The sequence below is a fragment of the Acinetobacter genomosp. 15BJ genome, from assembly GCF_000400715.1.
Classification (GTDB): Bacteria; Pseudomonadota; Gammaproteobacteria; order Pseudomonadales; family Moraxellaceae; genus Acinetobacter.
In genome coordinates this window covers 304,203-329,976 of record NZ_KE007351.1, presented here as the reverse complement: position 1 = coordinate 329,976, position 25,774 = coordinate 304,203, and the positions used below count along the sequence as shown (strand labels likewise).

Genomic DNA, 25,774 nt, shown 5'->3' with positions numbered 1-25,774 from the left:
AAGCCCCGCCAATGTAAAAATGACCCACTAGGGGATGCGGACAAAATTCAACCGGCGTTGACAGCTCGCGCACTTCGGGGGTAAATTTGGTTCGGATTTTGCTCATGATGACTCCATTGTCTCAAATAACGGAGCCTCCTCAAAATCCGGGGCGGTTCACTTCTATAGAAAGGAGAGAACTTTCCTCGACAAGTTGATGTCTGAGACAGGTATTGAGTACTTCGTGAAATAGATTAATCAAGATCACTCAACAGTATGCTTCGGTTGCACGACAAGACACTTAAAAATGTCCTTTCAGCAATATTGTTATCAAAAGAATTCTTTTTAGGATAGTAACCATGAAATCGCTAAAGCATCTAATTCCCGTACTTACATCATGTCTGTTAGGCATGTCCGCTGTCATTCCAGCAATTTCTCATGCGGCTCAAGAGGTACGAGTTTATGGCCCGGGCGGCCCAGCTCCCGCGATGAAAGAAGCCGCGAAGACATTTGAGGAAAAAACTGGCACACCAGTAATAGTTACCGCTGGCCCCACACCAAAATGGATTCAAAACGCAAAAGACGATGCTCACATTATCTACAGCGGATCTGAAACGATGATGACCGACTTCGCCCAGGCTATGGAGGGCGGATTTGATGAAACCAAGGTTAAGCCGCTCTACCTGAGGCCATTGGCAATACTTGTACGCCCGGGCAATCCTAAAAATATCAAGGGACTTTCCGATTTGTTCAAACCTGGACACAGAATTTTGGTGGTCAATGGTGCTGGACAAAATGGTGTATGGGAGGACGCAGCGGGCCGTAAAGGAAGTATTGAGTCGGTGAAAGCGTTCCGAAAAAATATTGCCAAATACGCCAAAAACAGCGCCATCGCAAAACAGGAATGGACTGATGACACTTCTTTGGATGCCTGGCTAATCTGGAACATTTGGCAAGTTGCGAACCCCACCTTGGCGGAAGTTGTGCCCATTGAAAAAGATTATGTTATCTATCGTGATACCGGTGTGGTGCTAACCAACAAAGGTGAACAGATCACAGCAGCGAAACAATTCGTTTCGTTCTTACAATCCGACGACGGTGCGGCTATCTTCAAAAAATGGGGATGGATTACTCAATAAAATAAGCTTAAGAACAGTGGTGCTTGCATGAGCAAGCTCACGTGTGCGCCACTGCCCTTGCATAATGATGTGGTTCTAGGATTTTAGACCACGCCTATAAGTGATAATCTACTCCCCAATAAGCATGGGAAATGCTTGTTTTTGGAGTCAACCATGACACGAAGAAAACGTCGTAATCATTCAGCAGAGTTTAAAGTTACAGATTAACCAGTGATTTTAGCGTTACCCGTCACGTTTGAGCTGAAACCAACTTATCAATAGAGATTATCATGTCAAATAAATATTCTATTAAATTTTCAATCCTCGTCAGCTTATCAGCGTTATCTTTGGTCGCTTGTGGCAATCAAGTCGAGAAAAATAGTCAAACAGATACCATCGCCTCAACGCCTCAAACAACTCAGCAGCGTCAGGCGATAACCACCATTCCTAACGTTCAAACTCAAATCTCAGATACATTGAAAAACAATACGTTAACGGTACATCGCGACCCGAACTGTGGCTGTTGTCATAGTTGGATTGAGCATGCTAAATCCTACGGTGTGATGATTGTTGACAAAGTCACCAGTAATGAGGCAGTTACAGCGATCAAAGCGCAGCATCAATTACCAACGTCAATGTACTCTTGCCATACCATCATAAGCCAAGACGGTTATGTGTTTGAGGGTCATGTGCCGGTCAAGTATATGGATAAGTTCCTACAAAACCCGCCCAAAGACGCTATTGGTCTAGCCACACCGGGTATGCCAATGGGTAGTCCAGGCATGGAAAAGGGTGATCAATTCAGTCCTTATACTATTATGCTGATAAAAAAAGACGGTAGTACCGCGCCTTATGCTAGTATTAAACAAGCAAACGAACAATATTGAAGATATTAGCCAGTACAGCGCTAGGTAACACTGATTGGGTCACGTCCGGCTATAGGACGTGGCTCTCATATAATATTACAGCAGATTGAGTAAGTTATTGACTGAAGTTACGCAGCCCTTTAAAAAAGCGCTATCATAACAAAAAAAGTAGTTTTTATAAGAACTACTGATTAGGACCTTGACACCCTGCTTTTTACTGGATAATCTTATTTCAACGCAGCAAAATCTGTGTGCAGGCGTGAGAACCTGATAAAATATCTAGGTGCAATTAAATGTCGCACTTGCGGCTATTTTTTTGCCTACTGTTAAGCAGTCCCTATGGTAGCTTAGCAGGGCAGCTTCGTGCTGGCTGATCCTAGATTCAGTATTCTCACCCCTGTTAAGTTGCCTCCATTGCCGTGAGAAGCGATGGAGATAATTAAACTCTTATCTAGGAAACTGCTATGCATACTAAATTCAATGATGCAAACCCATGCATGCCAAAAAACCTCGCTAAACAACTGATTGTCGAAAGCGCTAAACTTCTGAATCATCAACAACGCCAAGCCTTGCTCGATATTTTCATGACTTTAGATCAGGCGGAAAAAACAGCTGAAAAGACACTTCAGCAACATGCTGTAGCGCAACAAAGCACCCACAACTTTTCTCAAGATCACGAATGCCAAGAAGACAATCAGGAATATTGGTCAGGTCATTACTATGATTCTTACAGTCAAGAATATCCGGAAGATTGGGTAAAACGGACTCAGTCCACCCCACATCGTCATAAGTTCCCTAGAACTGCTTACTGATCGTGGGGGGGCCTCTTTAAAAGTAGGCATCATAATCCGAGCTACTCGACTGAGTTGGCTCGGATGAGGATGAATACCGGGGAAACTGAGGGATTTGAGAACCTGATGACAGTCGTTGATTTACATTTCAAAATCCAGTCCATGATGTTTAAGCCATCATAAACTAGACATTTTTATTGGTGAGAATATAGACATTTTGAATGGGTTCTAACATGTTATGTTATTCCCAAGTAGAAATGTCCTACCTAATAACCAAATAGAAATGTCCTATATGGACATTTCCAAGTCAAGCACAGGATTTAGATTTCGTTGTTCAATCGCTGTTTTCTGTGCTTGTCTACGTGGCATCTTTTGAGAACGATTGCGTTTGTTTTGGTGTTCCAGTTGTTCATGCTGTTGTTGAATATGTGCCAGCACAGAACCCAAACGTTTATTCTCAACGATCTCTCGCTGGTTGAGCTGACTTAATTTATCAAAGATGCTGTAATTGATTTTTCTTCCCTGATATTCAATGGCTACAGTACCATCCGGATATTCCAGGAACTCAAGATACTTGCCGCCCAATCTTTGATTTTCTTCGCTGTTTTCCAAGATATATACGCATTTATCATAAGTAATCGTCAAGCTGTTCGTGACCCTGCGGGGTTCACGCCAGGTAAAAACATCATCTAATTCTTCGGCTGTTTCAGCGATAGGCCGATGTAGATCCTTGGAATTAAAAGCCATCTTGGCGAATTTACGATTAAATTGCTCAATAAAGCACGGCAGCCACTTATTGGCATCTGCAATTGAACTGATGCCTTCTAGACGCATCTCCTTAATCAGACGATCCTGAAGTGTTCTATTCGCTCGTTCTACACGACCTTTGGCTTGAGGGGAGTTAGCGAAAATGATATCGATATTGAGAGTGCTCAGAACACGTCCAAACTGGGTAATCTTGGTGTCTTTCTTGCTACTTTGATTCACCCTAAAAACTGAATGTTTGTCACTGTAAAATGCCAATGGCTTACCATGCTGTTCGATATATAAACGTGTCGAAATCATATAGTCAAAGGCTGACTCTGACGCACAGAAGCGTAAATGCTGCAATTTTCCTGTGGCATCATCGATGAATACTAGCAGACAGCATTTAGGTGCTCGACCTTCAAACCAATCATGGTGTGAGCCATCAATTTGGATCAATTCACCATAACAATCTCGGTTATAACGAGGCTGATATGGTCGTTTCAGGCGCTTGCAGCGAGGGATCCATAAATCGGCTGCAATCATCCAGGAACGCAGGGTTTCTACTGAAAGATCGAATCCATTCACGGTGGTGAGCTTTTCATGCGCTAAAGTGGGTCCGAAACCATAAAGTTGATCTGAAACAATATTGAGACACTTAAGTCTGAGTTCTTCAGGAAGTTTAGAATTGCTGATTTGGCCACGACCGGCATGGGCTAATGCAGCGGGACCTTGAGCTTTGTATTTCTGCAGTAAGCGTCTGATGTGACGTTCTGAGATATGAAGTAGCTGAGCAGCCTGGGATTGAGTTATACGTTGATCACAGATTTCTTGCAAGACCGACAATCGTTTAAGTTCTTTATCCGACATAGACACCAACATATCAAACCGTCCGCTAAGGAAATTGCAAAAGCGCATATTCTAAAAGCGGACATTTTTACTTTGGAGAAACCGGACATTTCTATTTTGGGCTTACATGTTAATTTCGTAAAACCGCCATTATGTTAAATTTAGAACATGTTACTTTAAGTTCATAGAGGCTTTGTTGCACAAACCTATCTGTAAAGGCTTTTTCAGCGATATAATTTTCAAATGAAGAAGCCTACACATAAAATCTACCGAACAACCAATTGGCCCGCATATAACCGAGCACTCGTTCATCGCGGAAATATTGCCATTTGGTTTGATCCTGCTACGCAATGGTATGCTCCATCAAAAGGCAAAATAAGGGCGAAATCAAACCTACTCCGATGCAGCCATCCAATGCTGCTTAATGATTAAATCCTTACTCCGTCTGTCTTTACGTATGGTCACTGGCTTTGTGCAAAGTCTGATTAAACTTTGCGGATGAGCAGCTACGAATATCAGTGATATTCGTACACCACGCTTTGTAGAAGACAAAAGCATATTAATATTGCAATCAATTACCAAAAAAGTAGCGATGGGCTGCATCTACTCATAGACTCTACAGGCATGAAGTTTCTAGGTGAGGGCGAATGGAAACGCAAGAAATATGGACCTGAATATCGTCGCCAATCGCGTAAACTTCATATTGGCATAGATGCTAAAACTCTACAAATACGCGCTATTCAGCTTACAACCAATAATGTCAGTGATTCACAGGTGCTTGGTGATTTACTTAATCAGATTCCACAAGATGAGCAGATTGACTCTGTTTATACCGATGGAGCTTATGACACCAAGCAATGCCGTGAGGTCATTGCAGATCGGCAAGCGCATGCGGTGATTCCACCTAGAAAAAAATGTGAAACCTTGGAAAGATACAAAGAGCAGCTCGCTAGATCGAAATGAATTACTTCGAACAGTTAATCTTGGAAGCAGTGCTTCTCAGGCAGGACACTATGGAAAAAATCAGGCTATCATCGGTGAAGTTTGGTTGAAACTAAGATGCACTGCATTAAATTATTAGGAGATAAACTCAGAGCAAGGCGTTTTGATAGCCAAGTCAATGAGATTCATGCACGTGTAGCAGTCCTCAACAGATTTACGGAATTAGGTCGACCACTTACCCAAATTACGCCTTAAATTTAGCTCAATTAGGGGCGCTTTGCATTTCAAATCTTTGTGCAACAAAGCTGTTTGAATAAAAACTTATCTATGTACCTTCAATTTTAAGCATGGTTTGATCCTATCTTTTCAAATAAATGGCCATGCAATACTCAGTAAAAATAATAGCCCTAATACGGCGCAACTCATTTGCCAAAAACGTAAAGGATCTCGTTCAATGATTGCTGGTGGTTTAGAGTTTAATAATTCTTTGGAAGGATGCATTAGATTATGAATGAGTTCAGACAAGGCCTCAAAACGATGTGTCGGTTCAATACTCAGCGCTTGGCCTAAAATTTTATCTAACCATATAGGTAAATCAGGCCGATATTTCCTGATGGAATGATATTGAACTTTTTTAAGCTGCTTTAAACTGTTACAGCGAGCTAAATCTGTGCCATAAGGTAATTGTTTGGTGAGTAAATAATAGGCCATGACCGCCAAAGAAAATTGGTCTGAATGTACAGATGGCGAATGATCAATAAAATACTCCGGTGCCATAAATGCTAAGGTTCCGAGTGGTCGATTCGCATTTTTAGGATTAATTTCGACCAGGCCTCTTACTGCTGTTGAACCATAATCAATCAGTTTAATTTTCATGGCATTTTCTGCATTTAAAACCATGATATTCTTTGGCCGTATATCCTGATGCAGCATCTCCAGCCGGTGCATTGCATTTAAAGCCAAGGCCGTTTGTTGCAAAATTGGTAAAATATCATCGAGCTTTAAAGGCTTTTCCTGGCGATGCAGCCATTGAGCCAAGGTTTCACCCTGCAAATATTCATAACATTGGAATAAATATTTTTTCTCAGTGTTATGTGGATAACAGTGCATCAGGTTGTCATGTTTCAGACGTTTCGATACCCAATCTTCGAGTTGAAACTGCTCTACGGCATTTTTATCTTGCTGTAAATCTACCCCCAAAGTTTTTATGACCAAAGGCTGCTGCTGAGTATCGTGTGCCAAATACAGGCAACTGCGATGATTTTGGTGCAAAATCTTATCAATCACATAACCTTCAAAAACTTCACCTTTACTGAGCTGTTGTGGAAATACATAATCCTGCTGAATATGAAACTGATTCAGTTCAGGCAACTGTTCTACACGGATCACCTGGAAACTTAAGTTATCATCACTGCCCTGTTCTAAAGCTTTTTCAACTAATCCTTTGGCAAGTTGATTTAAATCTGCATCTATTAAAGTTAAATCTAATAATTGTTGATCTGTGACAAATTCATAGACCCCATCGGTCATTAGTAAAAAAATATCTTTTTCTTTGAGTTCAATATTTCGATAATCAATTTCAATACGATAATCCGCACCTAAGGCTCGACTAAGATAATGCTCTTTGGAAGACAACCAGACACGATGATCATGGGTTAGTAATTCAATTTCATGATCGCGAATGCGGTAAATACGACTATCACCAACATGAAAAACATGGGCTTGTTGCTGTTTTAAAATCAGTGCAGATAAGGTACAGACATACCCTCGGTCTTTATCAAAACGTCCTTGACTTTGTTGAGTCTGTGCATAAAGCCATGAATTGGTCGCGCGGATCACTCGTTCTGCTGAAGTCTGTGTACTCCAGGCATCTGAAGTAGAATAATAGTCAGATAAAAAACTACCAACGGCTGTTTCTGCTGCAAGATGACTGACATTACTGCTACCGATTCCATCCGCTATAACACATGCAATACCTTTCTGTTTCAGCACATGTCCTTCGGGCAGATATACTCCATGGAAATCCTGGTTCTGTTGTTTAACTCCGGCAGTAGAATATTGCCCAATAGTGACTTTTAATGTTTTTTTCATGCTGAAAGCTCAAAAAGGGATCTATATGATCCCTTTATAAAATGATGAATGTTAAAATTCTTTTTTAACACCAGTACGGACATGGGTGGTATAAAGTGCCAGACCTGTTAATGCCAAACCGCCCACCAGATTACCTAAAGCAACCGGCAGTTCATTCCATAGGAAGTAGTCAGCAATCGAGAAGTCACCGCCCATCATCATGGCAAATGGGAACAGGAACATGTTCACGACAGAGTGCTCAAAGCCCATGGCAAAGAACAGCATAATTGGCATCCACATGGCAATAAATTTGCCACTCACCGTAGTAGACATCATCGCGCCAATGACACCTAATGACACCATCCAGTTACACAGCATGCCACGGATAAAAATAGTCATCCAGCCGGCGAATCCGTATTCGGCATAACCTAATGTCCGCTCCTCGCCAATATGCGCAATTTTTACGCCGACAGGGTTTGGATCCGCTGCAAAACCCATGGTATAAACCGCTGCCATGAGCACCGCAACGACTAAACAGCCTGTAAAGTTCCCTACAAACACCAAGCCCCAGTTTTTTAGAATACGTCCCCATGTCACCCCTGGGCGTTTATCTAGCCATGCCAGCGGCGTAAGTACAAACACCCCAGTTAATAGGTCATAGCCCAATAAATACAACATACAAAAACCAACTGGAAACAGGAGCGCACCAATCAATGGTGATCCTGTTTGCACGGCTATGGTAATGGCAAATACCGCTGCCAAGGCCAGAATGGCCCCTGCCATAAAGGCACGAATCAATACATCACGGGTTGCCATATGCAATTTGGATTCACCCGCATCTACCACTTTTTTTGCAAACTCTGCAGGAGCAAGATATGCCATGTCATCGTCCTCATTTTTAATATCTGGACCTGTTTTTAAACAAAAAGACGCCTAAGGTCTTTGGAACCTTAGGCGTCGTTGCCTTAAATATCAGAACAGGTAATTTTGTTATGGCGCCATTGCCATGCTTGTTATAAATAAAGCAAAAGCTGTGCCATAAATTATTTAAAAATCATTCAATTTTTTACGCTCTATTTAAAGCTAATTTCGTCCTCTAGTTGGCATGAGAACTGCATTAATGAAAATTCACATAAATGTATTTCAAAAATAATCTGGAGATTTTTATGATTACCCATCGTCAACAAGTAACTGACATGATCATTTCAGCGAAAGTTTTAAAGTCAATTAAATGGGCAGATGTCGCCAAAGAAATTGGTCTTTCTAAAGAATGGGTAACGGCTGCCTGCCTGGGACAAATGGCATTTAATAAACAGCAGGCAGAGAAAATTGGTCAGATTTTTGACCTTAGTGATGAGGCAGTAGCATGGCTGCAAATTGTACCTTACAAAGGCTCTTTACCAACCAGTGTGCCTACGGACCCTTTAATTTACCGCTGGTATGAAGTTGTAAATGTATATGGTTCGACTATTAAAGAGCTGATCCATGAAGAATTCGGTGATGGCATTATGAGCGCAATCGACTTCAGCATGGATATTCAGCGTGAGGAAAACCCGAACGGTGACCGGGTAAATGTCGTATTGTCTGGCAAGTTTTTACCTTATAAAACCTATTAATTAATCGTTTGATAAAGCCATCATATTGATGGCTTTTCATTTCTTCGTAAGGAGATCTTTTATATCACCGTCTTTATCCTTATTTAATTTTGACTATACACAGCTTCTGGGTATAAGAGGAACCGACATCAATATAGTGACAGTTATCAATCTGGGTATGTTTTTTGGCACTGTTGCAAATAGAGATTTGAGTCGATGATGTTCCCTTTAAAAAGTACTTAGAGACCGAAAACCCTGTTGATTAGACACACTTCACCCTGAGGCTGACCATAATAAAATGACGATGCTTGTCCTTTACGTAGTGCACGCATGACTTCAATACCTTTAATTGTGGCATAAGCAGTCTTCATAGATTTAAATCCTAATGTGGCCCTGATGATTCGCTTTAACTTACAATGATCACATTCAATGACATTATTTTTATACTTAATCTGCCTGTGCTCAATATCTACTGGACATTTTCCTTCTCGCTTTAATCGTGATAAAGCATGGCCATAGGTCGCTGCTTTATCTGTATTGATGACCCGTGGAATTTGCCATTTTTTCACCGTATTGAAGATCTTTCCTAGAAAACTATAGGCTGATTTACTGTTCCGTCTAGCGGAAAGGTAAAAGTCAATCGTATGCCCCCGTTGATCAACTGCACGATACAGGTAAGTCCATCGCCCCTTCACTTTGATATAAGTCTCATCCATATGCCATGAATGTAAATCTGTAGGATTACGCCAATACCAGCGTAACCGTTTTTCTATTTCAGGAGCATAACGTTGAACCCAACGGTAAATAGTCGTGTGATCAACATTCACACCCCGTTCGGCCAGCATTTCCTGTAGTTCACGATAGCTAATGCCATATTTACAATACCAGCGCACAGCCCAAAGAATGATTTCGCCCTGAAAATGCCGACCATGGAAAGGATTCATATGCTGCACCTTTAGCTAAAACAGTCTTCAGCTTACCATTCGTGGTTATTTGCAACAGTGCCAGCTAATGCCATATTTACAATACCAGCGCACAGCCCAAAGAATGATTTCGCCCTGAAAATGCCGACCATGGAAAGGATTCACATGCTGCACCTTTAGCTAAAACAGTCTTCAGCTTACCATTCGTGGTTATTTGCAACAGTGCCAATAAGAGTTCAAATATTCTATTTAATTGTCATTAAACCGGATTCTGGCAGGGTGATATATGGAAAATTTGGACGAATTAAAAAGCCTGCATTTGCGGGCTTTTTAATGTCTGGTTTGGAGTTAGTTATTTTTCTTTTCTAATTTTTGGGCAACGGCTAATTCACATTCTACTGGATGGAAGCTGACCAGATCTGCCGATGTACTTAACTTGCCATTTTCACGGTCGAAAATAAAAGAGACAGAACATTTTTGATTTTCCTGATCGGTGATTTGAACACCGTAATACCAGGTTTCCGCATCGCTAATCACTACGACGTTTTTAGTCTCACCTAAATTTTCTTTTAATACCGCCTGAGTTGGGGTGCTAATTGCACTAGCAATAAAATCTAATGAAACAGGTTTGTGCTCAGTGATTTTAGAGGTGATTTCTGGACTAAACAGTTGGTAATCATTACTGATTAACTGTTCATGATTATGTGCGTTTGCCAGTGATGCTGCGGATAGTGCTAATGTCAGCGTGATTAACTTGATTTTCATATTGTATCCCCATGATTCGAATATTTTAAAGTTTGAGTTTCTTTCAAATTTCTAAAATCATATACGATCTTAAAAATAATAAAGGGTTTGGAGATAAAATCTCATTTTTTTGTTTCACTCTGATGGGCATGCTGTTCCACAGTGGGAAAATATGCAGTCAGATCTTTAAGGATTTTGAGACCAATATATCGGAGACAGTTTATTTAACTGATGTTACGCATCCATTCTATATGTTGTAAATTTTAAAAAAATCGACCGCAACATGTAGTGGCGAAGATGCTCAAAAATACACTTATTGCGTAACATCAGTTATTTAAGTTAGGCTGCCAGTTTAGATTTGCTAAAATTTACATAACGCACGTTAGACAAATTGAGAAAAAAGCCAGTTCAATATGTACTGGCTTTTTAGTGTCACGTATATAAATCTAAGAATTGTTTTAATCGTTGCTAAGATGATGTTTCACGGCTTCTAAACCATTGATTTAAAGTTCAGGATTTTGACTGGCATGACCTTACTTTGGCGTGTGCTCTAAAATTACATTAGGCCATTCATTAAAGTTGTAAACCATAAATAGAAATGTCCGGTTTTCTATCCGATCAGGAATAACAATATTATTAATAAAAAACAATAAATTAAATAGTTGCTTAGTTTTCATAATGTATATATAGTGTATATACATTTTATTGTTTTAATGCCTTTGGGAATAAATATCTTATGACTGATCAACCCAAAAAAATAAAGGCCAACAAAAAAGATGGGCAACTCTTAATTCGCATTAACAGCACTGAACGTGATGAGTTCATTCAATTGTGTGAAGCTATGGACACCAGTGCCGCTAGAGAATTAAGAAAATTTATCCGTAGTTTTATGAAAAAAAATCAGTCAGCGGATATTCATACCAAGGAGTGACATCATGTCGAAGCAAGTTAAAATCTTGAAACAGAAGATCAAAGCACGTCTTGAAAAGATTTCAAAACACAAAAACAAGTTAAATAAGTTCAAAAAGCAGCTTAAAAAACAGAAGTAATATAGTGAGGATTAGTCTCACTAGAAAGTAAAAAAAAGCTGAATTTCCTATTAGGAAATTCAGCTTTTTTCATTATTTACTGTCGGGACTATACCAGCTCAGAAATAATATCTGCCAATACTTCGTCTGCTTGCGAAGTACTTTTCACAGAAGAAATTTCCTTTTTAATTTTAGTGAGAGATTTCCCAGTTTCTTTAAAAGAAAAAACGGTTTTATTTCCTGTGAGGATTAGAGGGGTAAGATTAGAGACTTCGCCTATTTTTAAAAATAGCTCTGCCACTCTGACTTGATGAGCATAAATAGATCGTAACTTTTGGGTAATTTCTAAAGCAGTCCGTTTATTCATAAATATATCCATTAATTTTATTAGATTTTTTGAACATTTTAATTCTTATAAACCCAATCTTAGCAGAACCAGTATCGATGAGTAAATGCCTATACAGCATCCTCAATAAATTAGCTGGGCTACAGCAGAATAAAGTCGTTGATAATAAAAGATTAGGTTCAGTTCTGGCGCATATCCAGCAACAGCATGAAGAGTTGGAGAAACAGAATAAACGTTCCCGGGCCAAGAAAAGTATGCCAAGCCGTAAAGCTCAGAAAGCCGATATTGAACAAAGAAAGTTAAATCCTGTGCTTGACTCTTGTAGTTAAAAACAGGACATTTTAAATGGTTTATCGCATAGACATTTTAATTGGTGAATAACATAACATAAAAAATCCTAGACTCAAATCTAGGGTTTAAATTTAAAAAAATACATAAAAATTAATAACATGGTATTAATATTGTCCCATTGTAATTTGTTTCAATTCTAATGAATTATGAAACTCAAAATGTAAATAATTATCAAATATTTTGTATTTAAGCCAACTGTTACTTTCTCTTTCGGGGGTTCCAAATAAATTAGCTACAGATTGCATCGTACTTTTGTGATTAATACCTGTGATCAGATTTTCTAAAAATGGGTATGGGTAATATTCTTCATTCTCTTTGACGTAGATGAAAATGGTATCTAGTATCTGATGTTCATTAAACCTGAACGTAATACCTCTCTTAAAAAATTGCCAATAGGATAGCTTTTCTCCACCAAAATTAGTCTCTAATGAGTCAAACTCACTTGCAACAAGAATAACTGCTTTCAAAATATCTGAACTTGACTCTTTAGTTCCAAGACAAGATAAAAAAACCTCTACATCACCTGAAAAATTCACTTATGACATACCTAAATCAAAATTTTCTTTATCCTTTGGTTTTTATCATATTAAAAATGAAATCTCTGATTCAAAGTTAAAATTTTCAAAAGCTGTATCCATTTAACATAAATCTCTTATACGAATTCTAGCCCTGCATAGGGCGGGCTAGATATAGCGATTAGACCCAATTCTCTAGCTTCAGACCATCAATTCGTTCAAATTCTTTTGTATTGTTCGTAACTAATACAACATCCAATGCCAAAGCATGAGCAGCGATCAGCATATCTAAGCTGCCAATCGGTTTACCTGTAGATTGAAGATTCTGGCGTAATTTGGCGTAATGCCAAATCGCCTGTTCATCGTAAGGAAGAATCTCTAAAGGTGACAAAAACTTGTTTAACGCCTGTTTATTGCGTTCAGATCCAGACTTCTCTACACCAAAAGCCAGCTCAGATGCCGTGATACTCGAAATCGCAAGCTGGCCGAGTTGATATTGCTTAAAGCGCTCAAAAACTTGTTGAGGCTTATTATTGATGACATAGATACAAATATTTGTGTCTAAGAGGTAAATCATCTGAACTCCTCACGGAGCTGTTCGCCTTGATCAGCTCGCTCCAATTGGAATCCAACCTCAAACTCATTTATTGCTTCTAACATGACATCCCAAGGATTGTCGATGGGCATGAGTAATACACCACGACCGAAGCTTTTGATGGCCACTTCCGTGCCATTAAAGCGAAAGGCTTTAGGCAAGCGAACAGCCTGACTGCGACCAGTTTGAAATACTTTCGCAATTTCCATAATTACCTCCCGAAACCAAGATATATATCATTGATACATATCTTAACATTAAATCTTGTAAAGTCAAAGTGAAATTAAAATCATAAGGCAATAAAAAAGCCCGACATCCTGTCGGGCTTTTTCATATCGGGGTGCTCGTCTTACTGATCTCGTGCTGCCCATTCCTTGCGCTATTTTCTTATTCTTGTTTTCTGGAAACATCCAGTTCTCTTATGTATTCATCATAGGGCTAATGCTTTGGATTACCAATCCTCAAAAATCTTAAATTCATGTAAGTTTTAGCTTACAAAGTTGGCCTATTTTATCCCAAGAGTTGTCCGCAGAAATTGGGGATTATTTATGAACTGTGACCCTTGAGAAATCAGGAAAAAATGCAAAAACGAATGTTTTTTGATCAATTTTATTGGCTAAAAGTTACAGTTTTGCTTAAAAAGAAACCGACTTGTTTCCAAGTCGGTTGAACGAGAACGTTCCAGAGGGTATGAATAACGATAAGATACTGATCTTAAAGTAATATTAAAAACACTGTTATTCACCAATTAAAATGTCTATGCGATAAACCATTTAAAATGTCCTGTTTTTAACCACAAGAGTCAAGCACAGGATTTAAATTTCTTTGTTCAATAACAGCTTTCTGAGCTTTATGAACCGTACCGGGTTTGTCGGAGAGTCAATATTCTGAGAGACTATCCCGATGACAAAATTAAAATATACCCCTGAAATCAGAGAAAGAGCGGTTCAATTATTGATTGAATCTGAAAAAGATTATCCTTCTACTTGGGCTGCAATCACAGCAATTGCGCCTAAGATTGGTTGTACTCCTGAAACACTTCGTGCCTGGCATCAAAAGCATTTAGATCAGCAAAATCCTATTAAAGTACAACAGATATCTGATCAAGAAAAAATGAAGCAAATGGAACGTGAAATTAAAGAATTAAAGCGTGCCAATGAAATTCTACGTAAAGCAGCCGCTTTTTTCGCCCAGGCGGAGCTCGACCGCCCACACAAATAATGGTGGATTTCATCCATAACAATAAAGACTTATATGGTGTTGATGCGATTTGTAGGATTTTACCGATCGCAGCTTCAACCTATTACCGGACTCTAGATCTCTGCGAAAATCCAGAACATCGAGCAAAGCGAGATTTACATGACTTGCATCATGCTGAGGAGTGACTATTAAGCCATGCCATAACAGCTATACAAAATAGAAAAAAGATACAAGGTAATATCCAAACTTTAGGATAACGTTCCAGTACCATTAACAATGTATAGAACTCTCCTCGTATTCAATTCCACATCATAAATCTTCCTTATCTCATGACACCCTGTTGCAAACTGTATTTCCATAACATTCTAAAGGCAGTATCTTTTGAATATTGCTTATACATAACCATTTTAGGACCTCAAATTCATCAACGGCTTTATTCGATTTCGCCCCCGTGTTAAGAGTTCTTTTGATGTAAGCATCCAGCTTGTTTTTAAGATTCAAGATAAAACCTCGAATAAAGTCTGGTAAATCTAATATCAAAAGTGCTCTGAGTTTGATCAGAACTTCAAATGATTTTTTTTGCATGTCTTATATTATTAGAATTAACTACTCTACCTCACTATATCGTAGAGTTCATTTCATCCAATCGACGTATTAAAGATTTTGATAAGAGTTGCTTAGAACATATAGCAAGCTATGGCTCACTCGACAGCCTATGTACATTGTATTTATTGCATCACTGGGGAGTAACAATTAATAGTACTGCTCTTTCTAATGATTGCTGTTCACTTCTCATAAATTCATTAGAGTTATTACTAAAAAGAAATCCTCACTTCCATCGTTCACATGTCTTTTTATTTGATGAATTATGTGATCAGATCTTCCTTATGGAATTAAAAGGATATAGTCGTCCACTCAAAATTAAATTAAATTGGCGAGAATACAGAAAGGAAAACTGGTCTAGTGAAGTTAAAGAGATATCTACAAAAGCTGAAGCAGATTTCCGTGTTCACCCCAAACTTCAAGACTTCATTCCAAGCACAGATCAAAACCTAGTAGAACTATAGAAAGAAACTGTTTGTTTAAGTTGATTTTATCTGCTTACCAGAATCTAAAAACAAAAAAACCACTTACGATTTGTACGCGTAAGTGGTTGTTTTATATGGTGGGCCCAGACAGAATTGAACTGTCGACCAACGGATTATGAGTTCATAGGTCTATTAAATAGCTATCAAAATATGACGTAAACTGATATCAAGCTTATTTCACACCTTATAGTGAAAAGTGTAGCAAGTTGCTACACAGTCATATAACGTCTTTTCCAAATATTTCATTCAATCGTTTTCTATTTTCTTTTACAAAATTTGGATTATTTTTTAATTTATATTTCATTTCTTTCTTAAATTCACTCATTGAACTGCCAGCTACAGCAAAATCCATTTGGAACATAATATCATTCACTATCACATTTGCTTGAGATTCAGTTAAGCACCCTTCTGTCTTAAACCACTTACTAAATTGTTTATAATTTGGATCGTTTGCATAGATGTACCAAGACCTTACAGTCATATCGAACTTCGCACCTAATTCTTTAACAAGCGCATTATCATCAAAATTGACATCTAAATAGATTTGAGTCTTATCATTAGTATTAGATACAACAACTTCAGTGGCATGCCTATTAAGAATTTTAAATCGAACTCCGACAATAGGTCGACCTTTCTTGATGGTATCGTATTCTAATTGAAGACTAGTCCTTTCATTAATTTCTTCAATAATTTTGTCTAAAACGTATCGTCTAAAATCAACCCAACGATCGTATTTTTTCTCCCCAATATCAATTAATGCTTTGATATTCTCAAGTGAAAGTTCAACCTCATAAGAATCTTGATTAGCATACTTAAATTCATTTTTGATAAAGTATGAATACAAACTCATACTAGTTACAGAGTCCAAAGCAAATAAATCTTTCAATTGATAGGTCGTAAAATTTCCATTTGCTAAACGAGTAAAATATGGAAGTACTTCACTGGTGAAACGTATCTGCAAAGCATTTTTAGCGTCATCTTCCCAACGGAGTTCACGAATAATTGGTACTACTGAGTGTACTTTTTTAACTTTACGCTTATTATCATCCACGGGCTCTTCAATTACAAAATGAGCTACTCGTGATGATAATTCTTTATAAATACGATCAATAGCAACATTAATGGAATTCTTTTTATCTAATCCTAATAGTTCGCCTAAATCATCTTTATGCAAATAAATATAAGTTTGCTCTGTAATTTCACGATCTTGATTATTCTTCTCACCATAATTCGCAACAGCCATTGCATAAAGTAGAGCTTTATACTCATTAGATGATAATTCAATTGGTCTAATCAGACGGTTACTAGTGCTGACTACTCCATTATGTCGAATATTACCAATACAATAAGGTAGATGTTCTAATTCTTCTGGTTCGTTGTGATTGCTCATAAGTGGAAAGATTAAAATATTTTCTACATGTTATACACAAAAGTGGAAGAAGATGCAAACCGCTCACTATTTTCTCTTGCTTACATTAAATTAACTCAGTTTATGCCCATCAAACATCTTAAGAGTGGAAGAAGTGTCACTATTAAAGTGCAATTTTGATACTATTCAGCCTTATGGTGGAATATCTATAAAACTAAACACTTTTAAGTGACAATTCTTCCACCTTTGAGAATTCATCCGTGTCGCTAAAGTAATCAATTTGAAAGTAGGAATAGCCTACAACACCACTAAAGTGGAATTACTTAACACATATTCCACTATTAAAGTGACAAACCTTCCACCATTCCGGTATTCTTGACTATCAAACATCATGTTATCAATTAAATTTTATACAAATAGTTTATCCACAGAATAAAAAACATCTAATGACAAGTCTTCCACCTTTATTTTAAGAAAAACAAACTTATCAACATCATAAGCAATTGAATTATATTGTTTTAAATTAAAAAATCCACGTTAAAATAAATCACAAGGACAAGTCTTCCACCATAGTGACAAACCTTCCACTTATCGGTGACAGACCTTCCACTTATTAGTGACAAACCTTCCACTTATCGGTGACAGATCTTCCACTTATCAATGACAGGCCTTCCACTTATCAATGACAGGCCTTCCACTTTAAAAACTCTATATATTTGTTTTTAAACAAATAAAATCAGTCTAATTATAATTAACTAATTAATATTAATTAATACTAATTAAAATTAGCTAGCTATATTTTTAAAAAAAGTTAAGAAATGTTTTTCCCACATCTTTTGAATTCAAAAGATAAAAATATGACAAAGGAACTGTAGCAAGTTGCTACAAATATCTTTATATTAAATGAAATCAAAGTAAATTCCTTAAGACAAATATGTCAACTAAAATCATTGCTGTAGCTAATCATAAAGGTGGTTGCGGGAAAACAACTACTGTAGTACATCTTGCTTCAGAACTTGCTGAATTAGGAAATAAGGTCTTAGTAATTGATCTGGATCCACAAGCAAATGCAAGTTTACATATAGGATTAAGACATCCTAGCGAAGTTGAAACTACATCAGCTGAATTACTTATTGGTGATATAAGTCTATTATCGGAAGCATTAGAAGAAGAAACAAAATTTAAAAATGTTTCCTTAATATATGGCTCATTAACTCTTGGTAAAACTGAAGATCAATTGAAAGATGATGCACCAAGACCATCCGAGGAACTTTCAAATAAATTGGAAATTCTAGAAGGATTATATGACTACATTCTTATTGATTGCCCTCCTAGCTTAAAATTACTAACCAGCAATGCTTTAGCCGCTTCGACACATGTTATTGTTCCAATTGAATCTGGTTCACAATACGGTCTCTATGGTGTTACTGATTTAATTAATCATTTAAGTAAAATTAGAAGAGTTAACCCTGAATTAGAACTCTTAGGTGCTTTATTAATTAAACATGATGAGCGTCAGAATGTATGTAAATTAATAAAAGATGAAGCATTTAATCAAGTTGGAGAATTATTGCATACCACAATTCCAATGAGCACTAAGGTTAATCAAGCTGCAATTTTGCAACAACCTTTATTATCTGTTGATAAAAACTCAAAAGTTCGAAAAGCTTTTGAAACTTTAGCACAAGAAATTGTTCAGCGTGTCGGATAATATAATTCTGGAAATACTATGGTAAGTAATAAAGAGCTATTGGCTAAACGTCTTCAGCAAAATACTCAAAAGCATCAACATGCCCAAAAGGAGCATATTAACGATGTCAAAGAGCTAAGACGTAATGTACAAATTACAGATATTCAGGCTAGCCCTAACCAGCCTCGAAAACTCTTTAATCAACAAGATATTGAAGATTTAGCAGCATCAATTGAGGAAATTGGGCTATTACAACCAATTGCAGTTCGTAGAATAAATGATAAATATGAGTTGATTGCTGGTGAAAGACGATTGAAAGCCCACCAATTTCTCAATAAGAACACCATTGAAGTAATCATTATTGATGCATCGGATGAAGAAGTTGCTTTATTAACATTAGCTGAAAATTTAAAGCGAGAAGATCTGACAGATTATGAAATATATGTTGGATTAACTTCTTTGGATGAAAAATTAAAAAAAAATAAGCAGAAGTTAGCAAAGTCATTAGGTATGAATCGTGAAGATATGTATAAATATTTATCTTTTGAAAAATTACCTGGAGAGTTGATTGAAGATTTGGAAAAACAGCCGTCATTATTAGCACGGACCGCTGCTACAGCAGTGAAAAAGTTTCTATCAGATCATGAAGAAAACCATGAAAATGCTAAAGAAGCATTATTCGAAGCATGGTCAAAATTGCTTAAAAAAGAAGTTGAACAGACAAAACTGGCATCACTAGCTGAAAAAATCTTTAAGTCAAGAGAAACGAAAGAAGTAATTCAAACTTCAATTGTACATAAAATTGAATATGATGGGAAAGTTGCTGGTAATATCAAATTTGACCATAATACATTAAAGATATCTTTAAAAATCGGACAATTTGATGATCAAAATTTACAAGAATTAGAAGCTTTCCTAAAAAGAATGTTAGAAAAATAAAGTAAAAAAATAGTGTAGCAACTTGCTACACTATTTTTTGCAATTAGGAAAATTTATATAAGTAGTCATAATAATATTTTCATAAATTTGTCATTTAAATTGAATATTTAAAGCGTATTTTTCGACCATCCTAAGATGAGTCGATGCAATGCTTTGGCATAAGAAAAAATTTAATAAAAAATTAATAAGTTTGGCATGCTGTAGTTTGGGCACAGTTATTTTGATGGGCTGTCAAAGTCCTGCTTTAGTTCAATCAACTTCTACTTCAGTACAACCATCAAAACAGCCTCAACGTGTGGTTTTTTTCTTGGGAGATGGAATGGGTATCACGACACTAACAGCTGCACGAATCTATGCTGTTGGTGAAGACGGGCAACTGCCGATAGATCAACTTCCAGAGTCAGCATTTGTTCGTACTTTCTCAGAAGATGCACAGGTTACAGATAGCGCACCATCGATGGGTGCTTATATGACAGGTGTAAAAATGAAAAATGAAGTGATATCCATGCAGACTGGAACAATTGCAGTAGAACCAGATCAGGCTGGAAACCATCAATGTGGAACCAATCCTCAGAACCAGAATAAGCAAGACACCCAAACTTTACTCGAATTGGCCAAGGCACAAGGTTGGGGTACAGGTGTAGTCACGACAACTCGCATTACGCATGCTACACCAGCATCGACTTATGCCCATATTTGTCATCGTGATGCTGAAAATGACATAGCATCCCAATTAGTACCAAGTTCGCAAGGTGATACCTATCAGCGTTATAACGTCAAATTAAAAGATGGGGTTGATGTGATTCTAGGCGGGGGTAAGCGTCAATTTCTGCCGAAAGATCAAGGGGGAGAACGGATAGACCAACGGAATTTGATCGCAGAAATGCAACAAGCAGGCTATCGAGTGGTCTATGATCAAACTCAACTCTCCCAGATGAAGTTAGGAAAGAATGAAAAATTATTGGGTTTGTTTAATACTAGCCATTTAAATTATGACTTAGATCGAACCAAAAAAAACTTGCCTGAACCTAGCTTAAAGCAAATGACGTTGGCCGCTTTGGACATTCTAACCCAAAATAAAAATGGTTTTTTCCTGATGGTTGAAGGGGGACGTATAGACCATGCTTTACATGACACCAATGCTAAGCGTGCATTACAGGATACAATTGCCCTAAACGAGGCTTTGGATGCAACCATTAAAAAACTTCGACAAAGTGACCCTGAATTAAAAAATACCTTGATTGTGATAACTGCAGATCATGATCACACTCTAATTTTAAATGGCTATGCCAAGCGTACTGGAAAATATGTACAAGGTCAGGAAACCAGTGTACTAGGTTTGGTTAAAAACTATGATCGTGCGGGTTTTGCCAAAGATATTCATGGACAACCTTATCCGATTATTGGTTTTGGTACGGGCAAAAAGCGTCCGACACAAAATCGGATGGATGACCTAGTAATCAATTTGAAAGACAGTGATATCTGTCATCCAGTACAGGGTCCACAACCTAAACAAGGTGAGAAATATAGTTTTACTTATCCTTTGAGTGAAACTGGTTGGTGTACGGGAGCTGCTGCGGATGATTTCCAGCAAGAAGCCGTGATTCAGACAGGTTTTAAAGATAAAGAAACACATGGCGGGGCTGATGTTTTCTTGGGAGCCATAGGGCAGGGAGCAGAGCAATTCTCGGGTAGCTTAGAGAATGTTGAAGTGAACCATCTGATTCGCAAGATCACAGGCTTATAAGTAGAGGGATATCCAATGAATAGTACATTAAAAACTTTCCCTTACCTGTTGACGCTTTTAACTTCTGCAATCACCTCATGCGGTGTATATGCTGAAAATTATTCAGATTTTAGTCCGACAAAAAATATCATTTTCTTTCTAGGTGATGGTATGGGGCCAACTACGGTAACAGCCAGTCGAATTTATGTTGTAGGGGAAAATGGTAAACTGGCGATGGACACCATGAAACATGCGGCCCGAATCAAGACCTATTCTGAGGATGGTCAAACCACGGACAGCGCACCTTCTATGGGCGCTTATATGACAGGGCAAAAGAATAAAAATGAAGTGATTGCCATGTCGACGGGTACGGTAGCCGTTGAGCCTGATGATGGAACATTGCCAAATGGGAAAAGCCTTGCCAAAGCTGTAAACCGCTGTCCTGAGCAAGGGAGTAGTGTGGCAGCAGGAATCCCTGCTTTATCTATCTTAGAGCTGGCTAAGAGCAAAGGGAAAGCTGTAGGGGTGGTGACGACGACAGAATTGACTCATGCGACCCCTGCTGCAACCTATGCACATATCTGCCATCGTGATGCACAATATGATATTGCCCTACAAGCAGTTCCCAAAGGCAAGGGCTATAACCCAAAGTTGTTAGATGGAATTAATGTGTTGATGGGAGGTGGCTTAAATCACTGGACTGTTTATGACGATGTATCAAACCCCAAAGGTCGTTTGGATGGTCGGGATTTACGAGCAGAGTTAAAACAACAGGGCTATCAAACAGCATCAACCCAGAATGAACTTGCCCAGACAGTCAATAATCAGAAAATTTTTGCAGTGTTCTCTGCTCAGTCACATTTAAATTATGATTTGGATCGAGTAAATAAAAAGATTGATAGTCAACCAAGCTTGGCGATTATGACCAGTAAGGCAATTGATGCCCTTGAAGCGCAAAACCAAGGGCAAGGATATTTCTTAATGGTTGAGGGCGGACGTATTGATCATGCCTTACATGGCAATAATGCCAAACGTGCCTTACAAGAAGCCAAGGCATTTAATGACGCTATCCAGACAGCTCTGCATCAGGTGGATATCAGCAATACTTTAATTGTAGTGACCGCAGACCATGATCATGTCATGACCTTCAATGGTTATGCTGCACGTACAGGGCGCAGTACAGCAGACAATCCTGGGATTTTAGGTCTCAGCTATGATTACAACGTCGCAAAAGAGCAAAATGCCTACAGCAAAGTGTTGGCTGATGGTCAGATGCATAATCCTTATCGCGATGTGAATGGTGCTACAGGGACCACATTGGTGTTTGGCAATGGTACAGGACCACGTTTAGATATTCGTGAAAGCATCAGTAATGAGCAAGCTTTTGCGGATGACTATAAGCAAGAAGTGGGTGTACAGCTGGAGAAAAGCGAAACGCATGGGGGCGGTGATGTGATGCTTTTTGCAGAAGGCCAAAACTCGAATCTATTCAAAGGGACTCGTGAAAATACCTGGGTCTTTGAACAGTTAAAAAAAGCGTTTGGATTTTAAATGAAGACAATGCTACAACAGTTGTTAAAGCCGCAAAGTTCACTCATAGCATTCTCTTTGTATGCCCTGAGTTCATTGGCGTGGTCAGCAGATGAATATCGCATTAATTACCGCATTGAGCGGCTTGATAGCAATGGTGTGACCACGATTCAACAATATAGCGATAAGATGATTCGCGACGAACATAATGTTTGGATTGAGCGTTTAAATACTCAAGAACATGCACATACTGAAGCAGGAGAGCATGGGCATCAGAGCTTTGATCATGCGATTCAATGGCTGCAAAAAGATAAGCCAAGTGAAATGAAAACCAAAGATGAGGCTTTTCAACGGTTCTATATTTTGCCTGATGAAAAAATGCGAGTGCGTTTGAAGGATGTAGAGCAAGAAATGCTGGGCATGCGAAGTTGCTGGCGTTGCGAATATAGCTTAATTCAGCCTGACTTATTAATGCACATTCCAGCTATTCAAAGTCATGCTGGAGTTCAGCATTATCAAATGCATCAAGCAGGTCAAACCTTGAATATCGTATGGAATGAAAAAGATCAGATTGTAGAACGCTATGAGTTACGACGTCCTGCGCAAGGTTATTCAAAGGTATTTTCAGTACATAAAATGAAATCACCAATTTCAACACCGTGGATACAGACTGAAAAATATAGTGACCGAGATTATTCCGATTTTAGTGATTAAAGCGGATCGGTCATTCTTCATTTTGATGTGTTTTAGAGATGATCCTGTTGAATCATCGATAAAGAGGATGCGTTTTTGACTATTTTACGAAGTAAAGAAGAGATGTTCAGTTAAAGCTAAAGGACTAAGATTGCGCTGCTTGTACCGTTAAGCCACTCCAACGTTTAAAGGCCCGACGAAAATTAGTAGTGTCATTAATCTGCAAGTATTGAGAAATCTGTTCAGTTTTAAAGCCCTGTACACGATATAAGTGTATGGCTGTGTGTAACCGGCTTTGATCCAGTTGTGCTTGGAAATTGGTTTGGTGTTTCTTTAGTTTACGTTTCAATGTCGCAGAACTTATTTGAAAATGTTCTGCCGTGTGTTCAAGTTGGATATTATTTTGAATATTCTGCATCAAATACTGATGCACACTCAGTAAAAAGCTCTGTTGGAGATGCTGAGCACTCATGTATTGCAAAGCCTGCTGATGACTGATGGTCGCAAGTGTTGCTGAGGCACCAGGCAATGGTTCATGAATAAAATGGCTGGGTAAGCTCATCATATTCATTGGACGGTTAAAGGTCAGGTCTCCGCCAAGGTGCGTCCAATATTGCTCAATATAGTCTGGCTCATTAAAGTTAAACTCAAAGGTCCAAGGTAACTTGCTTTGATACAACTGTCTGCTTAAGGCCTGTATTGCACTCATTGCACTTTCAATAAAAAATCGATTTTCAATTTTGTTTTCGTCTAGCCAATAGAGATGGATCTGGTCTGAGCTATACATGATACGAGGACAGAGCCAGGGCGAAACTGAAGCAAAAAAAGTTAAATATCGATTTAATGCATCATCTAAACTGGATGAATAAAGCATGGCTTTAATTGCATCATTGAATGGAGTGGTTAAACTGCGCTGACCAAATAAGAAGCTGATATCCTGATTACGAAAGTACTGTTCAGCATTTTTGAGGATGTGCTGGAATTGTTGCTGATTTATCAGCTTATGACCAGAAAAAATATCTTCAATAAAAAGCCCACTACCGCGAAGTAACACATGATGGTCAACTTCATGACTAGCTGCCAAATCAATCAATATTGATAGCTGATGATGGGCAGGAATAAAACAGTAGTCGCATTCAAAACTCATACGCTTACCCGTTGTACTGCATAATGCTTTTTCAACTGCATGAGTTGTTGATTCAAAGCATTGAGTAATTGTTGTGGTTGATCATAGTGTTGAATTGAACAGGAGGTGGTTAATGCTTTTAGGGGAATATGGACAGACAAATCGCGATGATAATAGGCATAGGTTATGATCATACGTTCTAATTGATGGGCAATTTTTTCAGCTTGTTGTGCTGTGGTATTGGGCAATAATACGATAAAGCGATCCCCAGCAAAGCGGCAAAGTAAATCATGTGGACGCAAGTTCAGGCTCAATAATTGAGAAATATACTGTAGGACAGAAGTACCCTCATCAAAGCCGTATAGCTGGTTAATTTGGTTGAAATTCTGCATATCGATCAAGAGCACGGCTACATCACTTTTAACGATGTCATCTTGTTCCATGATTGATTTAAGCTGAGACTTAAAATAGTTGGCATCAGCTAAGGGAGTAAGCGCATCGAATAAACGATGGTCCCTATAGACACGCTCACGCTTTTGCATCTGTTTGGATATGGCGAGCTCTTCTTGATGCCAGAAATAGATCCCTGTGGTCAGTAAACATAGACCAATCGGAAAGGGGATGGATTCTAGCCAAGCATCCCAAATGATTTCTTTGGGTAAGCGGATAAACTCATCCAAAGTATCCATCCACATATGAAAGAAAATAAAGCACAGTCCATAAAACATATAATGGGTGACTCGACCCAAAGGACGACTTTTGACAATAAAAAAGATCCAGATTCCGATAAAAACAGTCGCTCCACCTTCGCCTAAAATATCAACCCAATTCCATTCATGAAGGGATTTGATCAGCCCTAAGCGGATAAATAGCCATAATGAGAGCGCACAGAAAGTTGCTAACAATAAGAAAGGCTTGCGGTAATAAGCAAAATATTTCGGCATAGCGTGTAGAGAA

At 38.3% G+C, this 25,774-nt stretch carries 24 protein-coding genes, 5 pseudogenes and 1 other annotated feature; of the genes and pseudogenes, 15 read left to right on the top strand and 14 right to left on the bottom strand.

Annotation, left to right across the window (positions count from 1 at the left end):
- Positions 1–338 precede the first annotated feature (338 nt).
- The 3 genes from F896_RS00675 (at position 339) to F896_RS00685 (ending at position 2,775) form a co-directional block, all read left to right on the top strand.
- The gene (locus F896_RS00675; RefSeq protein WP_004758163.1) at positions 339–1,118 is read left to right on the top strand and encodes a substrate-binding domain-containing protein; all 780 of its coding nucleotides are present in this window, start codon (positions 339–341) and stop codon (positions 1,116–1,118) included.
- Between the two features lie 269 nt (positions 1,119–1,387).
- Positions 1,388–1,984, top strand: a complete 597-nt coding sequence (locus F896_RS00680) for a DUF411 domain-containing protein (protein WP_016165164.1) — start codon at positions 1,388–1,390, stop codon at positions 1,982–1,984.
- Between the two features lie 443 nt (positions 1,985–2,427).
- Entirely contained in the window at positions 2,428–2,775 is a 348-nt protein-coding gene (locus tag F896_RS00685; RefSeq protein ID WP_016165163.1) for a hypothetical protein, read from the top strand.
- A 267-nt stretch (positions 2,776–3,042) separates the two neighbouring features.
- On the opposite strand, the gene F896_RS00690 is transcribed toward F896_RS00685, so the two are convergent.
- Positions 3,043–4,368 (bottom strand): ISNCY family transposase, encoded by a 1,326-nt coding sequence (locus F896_RS00690; RefSeq protein ID WP_081402397.1) that lies wholly within the window; start codon positions 4,366–4,368, stop codon positions 3,043–3,045.
- A gap of 403 nt (positions 4,369–4,771) precedes the next feature.
- Between F896_RS00690 and F896_RS21415 the strand changes: the two genes are divergently transcribed.
- Both F896_RS21415 and F896_RS21365 read left to right on the top strand, forming a co-directional pair.
- On the top strand, positions 4,772–4,849 hold the full coding sequence (locus F896_RS21415; protein WP_261484713.1) for a hypothetical protein: 78 nt from the start codon (positions 4,772–4,774) through the stop codon (positions 4,847–4,849).
- Positions 4,850–4,884: 35 nt separating this feature from the next.
- Positions 4,885–5,310 (top strand): annotated as a pseudogene (locus F896_RS21365) (IS5 family transposase); the annotation flags it as partial.
- Between the two features lie 345 nt (positions 5,311–5,655).
- On the opposite strand, the gene F896_RS00700 reads toward F896_RS21365, so the two are convergent.
- On the bottom strand, positions 5,656–7,380 hold the full coding sequence (locus F896_RS00700; RefSeq protein ID WP_008941921.1) for a bifunctional protein-serine/threonine kinase/phosphatase: 1,725 nt from the start codon (positions 7,378–7,380) through the stop codon (positions 5,656–5,658).
- Between the two features lie 51 nt (positions 7,381–7,431).
- Positions 7,432–8,241, bottom strand: a complete 810-nt coding sequence (locus tag F896_RS00705; protein WP_008303564.1) for a formate/nitrite transporter family protein — start codon at positions 8,239–8,241, stop codon at positions 7,432–7,434.
- A gap of 284 nt (positions 8,242–8,525) precedes the next feature.
- On the opposite strand from F896_RS00705, the gene cynS reads away from it, so the two are divergent.
- Positions 8,526–8,975 (top strand): cyanase, encoded by a 450-nt coding sequence (cynS, locus tag F896_RS00710; RefSeq protein ID WP_000628076.1) that lies wholly within the window; start codon positions 8,526–8,528, stop codon positions 8,973–8,975.
- Positions 8,976–9,054: 79 nt separating this feature from the next.
- Here the strand turns inward: cynS and F896_RS21315 are convergent.
- The 4 genes and pseudogenes from F896_RS21315 to F896_RS00720 all read right to left on the bottom strand — a co-directional run.
- Positions 9,055–9,141, bottom strand: a pseudogene (locus F896_RS21315) (serine/threonine-protein phosphatase 2); the annotation flags it as partial.
- Between the two features lie 52 nt (positions 9,142–9,193).
- Positions 9,194–9,898: an IS6-like element IS1008 family transposase gene (locus F896_RS00715; RefSeq protein ID WP_016165160.1), complete on the bottom strand. Its 705-nt coding sequence runs from the start codon at positions 9,896–9,898 to the stop codon at positions 9,194–9,196.
- A 66-nt stretch (positions 9,899–9,964) separates the two neighbouring features.
- Positions 9,965–10,042: pseudogene (locus F896_RS20930) on the bottom strand (IS6 family transposase); the annotation flags it as partial.
- A 183-nt stretch (positions 10,043–10,225) separates the two neighbouring features.
- On the bottom strand, positions 10,226–10,642 hold the full coding sequence (locus F896_RS00720) for a hypothetical protein (protein ID WP_016165159.1): 417 nt from the start codon (positions 10,640–10,642) through the stop codon (positions 10,226–10,228).
- Between the two features lie 715 nt (positions 10,643–11,357).
- On the opposite strand from F896_RS00720, the gene F896_RS00725 reads away from it, so the two are divergent.
- A complete protein-coding gene (locus F896_RS00725) occupies positions 11,358–11,552 on the top strand; it encodes a hypothetical protein (RefSeq protein WP_016165158.1) in 195 nt (64 codons plus the stop codon).
- 206 nt (positions 11,553–11,758) lie between these two features.
- Here F896_RS00725 and F896_RS00730 read toward each other — a convergent pair whose 3' ends face one another.
- Entirely contained in the window at positions 11,759–12,016 is a 258-nt protein-coding gene (locus tag F896_RS00730) for a hypothetical protein (RefSeq protein ID WP_016165156.1), read from the bottom strand.
- Between the two features lie 83 nt (positions 12,017–12,099).
- Here F896_RS00730 and F896_RS00735 point away from each other — a divergent pair.
- Positions 12,100–12,324: pseudogene (locus F896_RS00735) on the top strand (ISNCY family transposase); the annotation flags it as partial.
- A gap of 126 nt (positions 12,325–12,450) precedes the next feature.
- Here the strand turns inward: F896_RS00735 and F896_RS00740 are convergent.
- The 3 genes from F896_RS00740 to F896_RS00750 form a co-directional block, all read right to left on the bottom strand.
- Complete coding sequence (locus tag F896_RS00740) at positions 12,451–12,882, bottom strand: hypothetical protein (RefSeq protein WP_004763240.1); 432 nt, start codon at positions 12,880–12,882, stop codon at positions 12,451–12,453.
- 160 nt (positions 12,883–13,042) lie between these two features.
- Positions 13,043–13,438 carry a type II toxin-antitoxin system tRNA(fMet)-specific endonuclease VapC gene (gene vapC, locus F896_RS00745; RefSeq protein ID WP_000639719.1) on the bottom strand — a complete coding sequence of 132 codons (396 nt, stop codon included), beginning with the start codon at positions 13,436–13,438 and terminating at the stop codon, positions 13,043–13,045.
- Entirely contained in the window at positions 13,435–13,665 is a 231-nt protein-coding gene (locus F896_RS00750; RefSeq protein WP_000401521.1) for an antitoxin, read from the bottom strand. The genes vapC and F896_RS00750 overlap by 4 nt, the downstream gene beginning before the upstream one ends.
- 694 nt (positions 13,666–14,359) lie before the next feature.
- Here F896_RS00750 and F896_RS00755 point away from each other — a divergent pair.
- Both F896_RS00755 and F896_RS00760 read left to right on the top strand, forming a co-directional pair.
- Positions 14,360–14,838 (top strand): annotated as a pseudogene (locus F896_RS00755) (transposase); the annotation flags it as partial.
- Positions 14,635–14,751, top strand: a sequence feature (AL1L pseudoknot). It overlaps the preceding pseudogene by 117 nt.
- A gap of 387 nt (positions 14,839–15,225) precedes the next feature.
- Complete coding sequence (locus F896_RS00760) at positions 15,226–15,723, top strand: hypothetical protein (protein ID WP_004726987.1); 498 nt, start codon at positions 15,226–15,228, stop codon at positions 15,721–15,723.
- 238 nt (positions 15,724–15,961) lie between these two features.
- On the opposite strand, the gene F896_RS00765 is transcribed toward F896_RS00760, so the two are convergent.
- A complete protein-coding gene (locus F896_RS00765) occupies positions 15,962–17,134 on the bottom strand; it encodes a replication initiation protein (protein WP_000064928.1) in 1,173 nt (390 codons plus the stop codon).
- A 913-nt stretch (positions 17,135–18,047) separates the two neighbouring features.
- Between F896_RS00765 and F896_RS00770 the strand changes: the two genes are divergently transcribed.
- The 5 genes from F896_RS00770 to F896_RS00790 all read left to right on the top strand — a co-directional run bounded on the left by F896_RS00770 (position 18,048) and on the right by F896_RS00790 (position 23,712).
- The gene (locus tag F896_RS00770) at positions 18,048–18,824 is read left to right on the top strand and encodes a ParA family protein (RefSeq protein WP_000104830.1); all 777 of its coding nucleotides are present in this window, start codon (positions 18,048–18,050) and stop codon (positions 18,822–18,824) included.
- Positions 18,825–18,842: 18 nt separating this feature from the next.
- Positions 18,843–19,742: a ParB/RepB/Spo0J family partition protein gene (locus F896_RS00775; RefSeq protein WP_016165153.1), complete on the top strand. Its 900-nt coding sequence runs from the start codon at positions 18,843–18,845 to the stop codon at positions 19,740–19,742.
- A 148-nt stretch (positions 19,743–19,890) separates the two neighbouring features.
- Entirely contained in the window at positions 19,891–21,489 is a 1,599-nt protein-coding gene (locus F896_RS00780) for an alkaline phosphatase (protein ID WP_016165152.1), read from the top strand.
- 15 nt (positions 21,490–21,504) lie between these two features.
- Positions 21,505–23,019, top strand: a complete 1,515-nt coding sequence (locus F896_RS00785) for an alkaline phosphatase (protein WP_016165151.1) — start codon at positions 21,505–21,507, stop codon at positions 23,017–23,019.
- Positions 23,020–23,712 carry a hypothetical protein gene (locus F896_RS00790; protein ID WP_016165150.1) on the top strand — a complete coding sequence of 231 codons (693 nt, stop codon included), beginning with the start codon at positions 23,020–23,022 and terminating at the stop codon, positions 23,710–23,712.
- Between the two features lie 124 nt (positions 23,713–23,836).
- Here the strand turns inward: F896_RS00790 and F896_RS00795 are convergent, their stop codons facing one another.
- Positions 23,837–24,838 carry an AraC family transcriptional regulator ligand-binding domain-containing protein gene (locus F896_RS00795; protein ID WP_016165149.1) on the bottom strand — a complete coding sequence of 334 codons (1,002 nt, stop codon included), beginning with the start codon at positions 24,836–24,838 and terminating at the stop codon, positions 23,837–23,839.
- Positions 24,835–25,761: a diguanylate cyclase domain-containing protein gene (locus F896_RS00800; protein WP_016165148.1), complete on the bottom strand. Its 927-nt coding sequence runs from the start codon at positions 25,759–25,761 to the stop codon at positions 24,835–24,837. The genes F896_RS00795 and F896_RS00800 overlap by 4 nt, the downstream gene beginning before the upstream one ends.
- Positions 25,762–25,774 lie beyond the last annotated feature (13 nt).

What these genes read in the sequence shown, in the direction of transcription:
- F896_RS00675 (WP_004758163.1), top strand. Translation starts at nt 339, where the DNA reads ATGAAATCGCTAAAGCATCTAATTCCCGTACTTACATCATGTCTGTTA.
- F896_RS00680 (WP_016165164.1), top strand. Translation starts at nt 1,388, where the DNA reads ATGTCAAATAAATATTCTATTAAATTTTCAATCCTCGTCAGCTTATCA.
- F896_RS00685 (WP_016165163.1), top strand. Translation starts at nt 2,428, where the DNA reads ATGCATACTAAATTCAATGATGCAAACCCATGCATGCCAAAAAACCTC.
- F896_RS00690 (WP_081402397.1), bottom strand. Translation starts at nt 4,368, where the DNA reads ATGTCGGATAAAGAACTTAAACGATTGTCGGTCTTGCAAGAAATCTGT.
- F896_RS21415 (WP_261484713.1), top strand. Translation starts at nt 4,772, where the DNA reads ATGATTAAATCCTTACTCCGTCTGTCTTTACGTATGGTCACTGGCTTT.
- F896_RS00700 (WP_008941921.1), bottom strand. Translation starts at nt 7,380, where the DNA reads ATGAAAAAAACATTAAAAGTCACTATTGGGCAATATTCTACTGCCGGA.
- F896_RS00705 (WP_008303564.1), bottom strand. Translation starts at nt 8,241, where the DNA reads ATGGCATATCTTGCTCCTGCAGAGTTTGCAAAAAAAGTGGTAGATGCG.
- cynS (WP_000628076.1), top strand. Translation starts at nt 8,526, where the DNA reads ATGATTACCCATCGTCAACAAGTAACTGACATGATCATTTCAGCGAAA.
- F896_RS00715 (WP_016165160.1), bottom strand. Translation starts at nt 9,898, where the DNA reads ATGAATCCTTTCCATGGTCGGCATTTTCAGGGCGAAATCATTCTTTGG.
- F896_RS00720 (WP_016165159.1), bottom strand. Translation starts at nt 10,642, where the DNA reads ATGAAAATCAAGTTAATCACGCTGACATTAGCACTATCCGCAGCATCA.
- F896_RS00725 (WP_016165158.1), top strand. Translation starts at nt 11,358, where the DNA reads ATGACTGATCAACCCAAAAAAATAAAGGCCAACAAAAAAGATGGGCAA.
- F896_RS00730 (WP_016165156.1), bottom strand. Translation starts at nt 12,016, where the DNA reads ATGAATAAACGGACTGCTTTAGAAATTACCCAAAAGTTACGATCTATT.
- vapC (WP_000639719.1), bottom strand. Translation starts at nt 13,438, where the DNA reads ATGATTTACCTCTTAGACACAAATATTTGTATCTATGTCATCAATAAT.
- F896_RS00750 (WP_000401521.1), bottom strand. Translation starts at nt 13,665, where the DNA reads ATGGAAATTGCGAAAGTATTTCAAACTGGTCGCAGTCAGGCTGTTCGC.
- F896_RS00760 (WP_004726987.1), top strand. Translation starts at nt 15,226, where the DNA reads ATGATTTTTTTTGCATGTCTTATATTATTAGAATTAACTACTCTACCT.
- F896_RS00765 (WP_000064928.1), bottom strand. Translation starts at nt 17,134, where the DNA reads ATGAGCAATCACAACGAACCAGAAGAATTAGAACATCTACCTTATTGT.
- F896_RS00770 (WP_000104830.1), top strand. Translation starts at nt 18,048, where the DNA reads ATGTCAACTAAAATCATTGCTGTAGCTAATCATAAAGGTGGTTGCGGG.
- F896_RS00775 (WP_016165153.1), top strand. Translation starts at nt 18,843, where the DNA reads ATGGTAAGTAATAAAGAGCTATTGGCTAAACGTCTTCAGCAAAATACT.
- F896_RS00780 (WP_016165152.1), top strand. Translation starts at nt 19,891, where the DNA reads ATGCTTTGGCATAAGAAAAAATTTAATAAAAAATTAATAAGTTTGGCA.
- F896_RS00785 (WP_016165151.1), top strand. Translation starts at nt 21,505, where the DNA reads ATGAATAGTACATTAAAAACTTTCCCTTACCTGTTGACGCTTTTAACT.
- F896_RS00790 (WP_016165150.1), top strand. Translation starts at nt 23,020, where the DNA reads ATGAAGACAATGCTACAACAGTTGTTAAAGCCGCAAAGTTCACTCATA.
- F896_RS00795 (WP_016165149.1), bottom strand. Translation starts at nt 24,838, where the DNA reads ATGAGTTTTGAATGCGACTACTGTTTTATTCCTGCCCATCATCAGCTA.
- F896_RS00800 (WP_016165148.1), bottom strand. Translation starts at nt 25,761, where the DNA reads ATGCCGAAATATTTTGCTTATTACCGCAAGCCTTTCTTATTGTTAGCA.